This is a genomic window from Massilimicrobiota sp. An105, from assembly GCF_002161155.1.
Taxonomy (GTDB): Bacteria; Bacillota_I; Bacilli_A; order Erysipelotrichales; family Coprobacillaceae; genus Allocoprobacillus; species Allocoprobacillus merdigallinarum.
The window spans coordinates 1-5,635 of record NZ_NFLY01000073.1 but is presented as its reverse complement, the minus strand read 5'-3'; the positions used below and the strand labels follow the sequence as shown (position 1 = coordinate 5,635).

General features: G+C 29.3%; 5 protein-coding genes. 3 read left to right on the top strand and 2 right to left on the bottom strand.

The window, feature by feature from the left end; all coding sequences use genetic code 11:
- The first annotated feature begins 130 nt into the window (after window positions 1-130).
- Together B5E48_RS12975 and asnB are read left to right on the top strand one after the other, a co-directional pair.
- On the top strand, window positions 131-322 hold the full coding sequence (locus B5E48_RS12975) for a hypothetical protein (protein ID WP_087243864.1): 192 nt from the start codon (window positions 131-133) through the stop codon (window positions 320-322).
- A gap of 77 nt (window positions 323-399) precedes the next feature.
- The gene (asnB, locus tag B5E48_RS12970) at window positions 400-2,226 is read left to right on the top strand and encodes an asparagine synthase (glutamine-hydrolyzing) (RefSeq protein ID WP_087305535.1); all 1,827 of its coding nucleotides are present in this window, start codon (window positions 400-402) and stop codon (window positions 2,224-2,226) included.
- Window positions 2,227-2,429: 203 nt separating this feature from the next.
- Here asnB and B5E48_RS12965 read toward each other — a convergent pair whose 3' ends face one another.
- Both B5E48_RS12965 and B5E48_RS12960 read right to left on the bottom strand, forming a co-directional pair.
- On the bottom strand, window positions 2,430-3,293 hold the full coding sequence (locus tag B5E48_RS12965) for a diacylglycerol/lipid kinase family protein (protein ID WP_087305532.1): 864 nt from the start codon (window positions 3,291-3,293) through the stop codon (window positions 2,430-2,432).
- 11 nt (window positions 3,294-3,304) lie between these two features.
- Window positions 3,305-4,171, bottom strand: coding sequence for a TRM11 family SAM-dependent methyltransferase (locus B5E48_RS12960; protein ID WP_241146987.1), 867 nt, complete (start codon window positions 4,169-4,171; stop codon window positions 3,305-3,307).
- A 147-nt stretch (window positions 4,172-4,318) separates the two neighbouring features.
- Between B5E48_RS12960 and B5E48_RS12955 the strand changes: the two genes are divergently transcribed.
- Window positions 4,319-5,545, top strand: coding sequence for an O-antigen ligase family protein (locus B5E48_RS12955; protein ID WP_087305527.1), 1,227 nt, complete (start codon window positions 4,319-4,321; stop codon window positions 5,543-5,545).
- Window positions 5,546-5,635: the final 90 nt, after the last annotated feature.

The following is a 5,635-nucleotide window of genomic DNA, read 5'->3' as shown; positions in this document are numbered from 1 at the left end:
AACGAAACTATTATCTTAAAAAGAGAGTGTAGAAGCAAGGAAATTTTTAAACAATTGAGATATCTCAATTGTTTAAAAAAGGAAATCCTTAATTCAAACTTCTATACATATTATACGAGAGGTGGTATGCATGAGAAAATGTCCAAGATGTCATAAAGAAATGAAAGAAGATTGTTATATTAAAGATACTGCACAACCTATTAGCGACTTTACAATCATCGAAAAAAATGAAAACCTGAAGAAAAAGGAATATGCTTTAAAAGCGGCATTATGTAAATCTTGTGGATATGTTGAATTATATGTAGACATCAATGAGGATTAAGTCCTCTTTTTCTTTACTTTTTTATTTTTTTATATGAAAAAGCATGTTATAATGCTTTCACGAAGGAAGTGATTACGATGTGTGGAATAGTTGGATTCGCACCTGTTAATGAAAATGCAAGTCAAGTACTAAAAAAGATGATGGATCGTATTGCTCATAGAGGGCCTGATGGTGAAGGGCAGTTCATTGATGATTATGTAGCTTTAGGACATCGTCGTTTATCTATTATAGATTTAGCTGGTGGTCAGCAACCTATGAAATCTGATCATTTGGTCGTTGTCTTTAATGGAGAAATATATAATTATCTAGAATTAAAAAAAGATTTAGAAGCCAAAGGGCATGTTTTTCAAACTCATAGTGATACAGAAGTTATTTTACATGGTTTTCAAGAATATCGTTATGATGTTGTGAATTATTTAAGAGGGATGTTTGCTTTTGCATTATATGATACTGAGACACATGAGTTATTCTGTGCCAGAGATCATTTTGGAATTAAACCTTTCTATTATTATGATGATCCTGCTCATTTCTTATTTGCAAGTGAAATCAAAGGTTTCTTAGATCATCCTGATTTTAAAAAAGAATTAAATACTGAAGTCTTAGATATTTATTTAAAAATGAATTATGTAGCTGGTGAAAAGACTTTCTTTAAAAATGTTAAACAATTGTTACCAGGACATTATCTTATTTATAAGGATCAAAAGATTCAAATTAAACGTTATTATCATATTGAATTCAAAGATCAATATAAAACTGATCAGGAAATGATTCAAGCTATTGATCAAATCATGAAAGATTCTATCCAACATCATTTGATTGCTGATGTTGAAGTTGGATCATTCTTAAGCAGTGGGATTGATTCATCATATCTTGTTTCATTAGCGAGACCTCAACATACTTATACAGTTGGATATAATGATGAAAGATATAATGAAATTAACTACGCTAAAGATTTAACACAACAACTAGGTATTGAAAACAAAAGCAAAATTATTACTAAAGAAGAATATTTGGAAGTCTTACCAAAGATTATGTATCATTTAGATGAACCAACTGCCGATCCAGCTGCAGTCGCTTTATATTTTGTTAGTCAACTTGCCAGTCAGGATGTCAAAGTTGTTTTATCTGGTGAAGGTGCTGATGAATTTTTTGGTGGTTATAATACTTATCGTGGAGATATTGATAGTGGATTGTATGGAAAAATTCCTTTCTTCATTCGTCATGCTATTGCATCTATATGTAAACATCTACCCACATTTAAAGGTATTCCTTTCTTAATTAGAAATGGAGAGCGTATTGAAGATTATTATGTAGGTGTTAATCCTGTTTTCTCTGATAATGATTGTAAACATTTATTAAAAGATACAAGTCATTTACATAGTCATAAAGATATTATTGGAAATGTCTTTGATCGTGTTCAAAAAGCAACAAATATTCAAAAAAGACAAGCTTTTGATTTACAAACTTGGTTTATTAAAGACATCTTGCAAAAAGGTGATAAAATGACAATGGCTCATTCTATTGAAAGTCGTGTTCCTTTTACAGATAAAGAAGTTTTCCAAGTCGCAAGTCAATTAAAAGATAATCAAAAAGTCACAAAAGAAAATACAAAAGTCTTATTAAGACAAGCTGCTAAAAAAGTTATTCCTAATGAAGCTTACAAGAAAAAGAAATTAGGTTTCCCTGTTCCACTTAGAGAATGGATGCGTGAAGATGATCTTTATCAAAAAGTTTATGATGGTTTACAGACACCTATTATTAAACAATTGTTTGATGATCAAAAACTATTATCTATGTTAGAAGACCATAAAAATCATAAACATGACTATTATAAAAAAATCTGGACTGTCTATTGCTTCTCATTATGGCATCAGGTTTTCTTTGCAGAAGAATATGAACACTAAGTTAAATATCTTAGTGTTTTTTTGTTATAGTTATGAAGAAAGAAAAACTCAAATCTTAGTTGATGCTAATGGAAAGGTTACTTTATCGCTTCATTAGCACTTATTAGTGTAGGAATTCTTGTTGTTAATAAAAAAGAAAATCATTATAGTCATATGTAATGAAAAAGCTGATTGAGTAAGTCACAATGAACGACTTATTCATATCAGCTTTTTTTATACATCACTAAGTTTAATGATTGTGGACATACTTGAAAATAATAACTGTCTGCTTTATATTCTTCACCATCAATATTACAGCTATGGCGACAGTAAACTGTTGCTTCTTTCACTTTATAATAATGGACTTCATGTCGTTTATGTAATTGATGTGATAAAAGATAAGTGACTAGATAAGGTATTTTGATCTTTGGTACACGATCAACAACACAGATATCCATATAACCATCCTGAATTTGAGCTTGAGGTGTGATTTGAAAACCACCACCATAATATTGTGCATTATTTAATGTACAGAGAATTGTCTGATTATCATAAAGACATTTTCCATCCGATACAATCTTTACATGATGATTATCATAACGAAATACTTGTTTAAAAATAGATATAATATAACTCTGTGATTCAGGTACAAATGGAATATCTGGAATATCATGGACTTTATTCGCAATCATACTATCTAATCCAAAACATGCTGCATTAAGATAATATCTGTCATTGATTTGAATGGTATCAACTTTTTGGCTTTCTTGCTTTAATGATTGAATTAATAGTTGACGGATATCCTTTTCTTTTGTAAGTGTACGACAAAAATCATTCCCCGTTCCAAAAGGTAAAATAACGAGCTCATGTTCACTATGTACTAACGCCTGCAACAAGCCATTGATTGTTCCATCTCCACCAACTGCATAAAATCTTGATGGTTCTAAACAATTTTGAATGTATTTTTGACTATCTTGCATTGATGTTGTATAAACAATTTCATATACATATTCCTGCATGATATCATGAATCATGCCTTCTAAATCATGATGACGCTTTGTATCATGCATCATAAAAATATGTTTCATTTTTCCCACTCCTATAGACAATGTGTTATATATCTTTGAAAGCTCCCTTTTTGTATCATAGCTTGATCTTTCATATGATATCCTATATTTATTAATTCTTTTTGCATTGGAACGTGTGAAATTAAAACCAGCTCTGCTGCAATATCTCTGGTCTTTTCTAAAAGTTCGCATTGTTGCTGATATGTAAATGGACTATATACACCATAAGGAATATCTAAAATACAGACATCATATGTTTTCTTTAATGTTCTCATATCACATCTTTGAATCAATAATGGATCATACCCATAATGTTCTAAGTTCAATCTTGCCTGATAAGCCACATATTTATTGATATCATAACCAACAATATGAGCATTCATGCTCAATCCTTCTAAAACAACAGTTCCTACTCCACAACATGGATCAACAATCGTTTTAGATAAATCATTTCCTAAAGCAATATTAACAACTGCTCTGGCATCTCTTAAGGCTAATGAATGTGAATATGAATAAGGTTTATCATTATGTTGATTCCAGTTCATATCATTTTGATAAATACCAAAATACCATATTTCATGAATTTTTGTAATCGCAAAGATTGTTTGAGGATGATGCATATTCACTGAACCAGCAATAGGCAAGGCAATCTGCTTACATTTATCAATTGATTCCTGATATGGCACATGTGTGATTTCGTTTTTTAAATAGATGACTTTAAAATCATAATAACAATAATTCTGTTGTTCAATAAAATTGACTATTTCATCAAAACAGGCACTTTCATATAAAATATTTAATTTTCCCCTGATATAAGCACTTCTGGAATAATCAAAATCCTGATTCGTTATATAATATTTTGTTTGCATATCTTCATGAAAAATATGTCTAAATTCCATTTCACATAAGTTCTGTTCATGTGGCGAATAATTATAAATATATAAATATTTCAGCTTGTTTCCCTCATTTCTTACATTTTTGTTATCTTGATTATTTATAGTATACATAAATTTAGAAATGTTGTAAAATAGAGATACGTTTGGGAGGTGTTTTTTATTTTTGGGATTCAGTATTTAAAAACACATTTTACACATCATCAAAGATATATCATTGTTGCTGTTTTTTCAATGTTTTTACCTTTTTATATGTGTGGAGGGATTTTAATATTTTTAACACTTCGTTTATTATGGAAAGGGGAAATACAGGAAGCTTATAGACAAATACCTAAAAGTCGTTTTATTATTTATTTTAGTTTATTAAGTGCTATTGTTTCTCTGTTTTATCAAAACTATTATGGTTTTGTTTGTAGCATTGGTATTTTAGTGATTTTATCTTTTGTTTTATATTATCGTATTCATATTGATTCACGATTATTTGAATATATAACAAACTGTATTATTGTTTTAAGTATTTTTGCAGCTTTATATGGTTTAATTGAATATATTGGTATTTTGAATTCTTACAATATTGATCAGTTTGAAATCATGATATTCAATCGTCCTCAAGATCGTATTAATTCCGTTTTCTTTAATGCTAATTACTATGCTATGATGATTGAATTCTTTGTTTGTTTAACTTTCTATAAAATATTAAAAATTAAAGATATAAAATTAGAATGGAAAAAATTTATTTATTATGTCGCAGTCATTGGATTAAATCTTTTTGTTTTATTATTAACTGCCTGTCGAACTGCATGGCCTGCATTAGCTGGTGGCATTTTAATTATGTTGATTGTAGACAAGCATCATAAAACATGTGCATGCATATTAGCTCTTGTTATTGTGGCTTGTATTTATTTCCTATTAAATCCATCAAAATTCCCACGTGTTGATAATATTGTTGCTTATTTCATGACACGTGCTGGTATCTGGGAAGTTGCTATTCAAAATATTATAACACATCCTTTGTTTGGTGAAGGCCCTATGACTTATATGCATATCTATCCATTATATCATGGTCATCCAACCGAACATGCTCATAGTATTTATTTGGATCCATTGCTTTGTTTTGGAATTGTTGGACTATTAACTATTGCTCCATATATTTATTCTAATATTCAAAGATTATATCGTTTATGGAAATTAAAAGTTGATAAGACATTGGTTGCATTGATTGTATCCTTTACAGTGATGATCTTTATTCACGGGATATTAGATTATACTATTTTCTTTGTTCAGACTGGATTTTTATACCTTTTAATTGCCAGCTCTTTTGATGTTCATAAACATGCTTTAAAAGCTTATGAAAGGGGCTGTAACGAAATAACTTTTTAAAGAGTTGATTTTGTTTCAGCTCTTTTCTTTTTCTGTTTTTAGGCAATAAAAAAACATCTTTTCTCTTCTTCTGATTTCAAGATGTAATAT

Coding starts and splice junctions, on each gene's coding strand:
- B5E48_RS12975 (WP_087243864.1), top strand. CDS start 131: ATGAGAAAATGTCCAAGATGTCATAAAGAAATGAAAGAAGATTGTTAT.
- asnB (WP_087305535.1), top strand. CDS start 400: ATGTGTGGAATAGTTGGATTCGCACCTGTTAATGAAAATGCAAGTCAA.
- B5E48_RS12965 (WP_087305532.1), bottom strand. CDS start 3,293: ATGAAACATATTTTTATGATGCATGATACAAAGCGTCATCATGATTTA.
- B5E48_RS12960 (WP_241146987.1), bottom strand. CDS start 4,171: ATGGAATTTAGACATATTTTTCATGAAGATATGCAAACAAAATATTAT.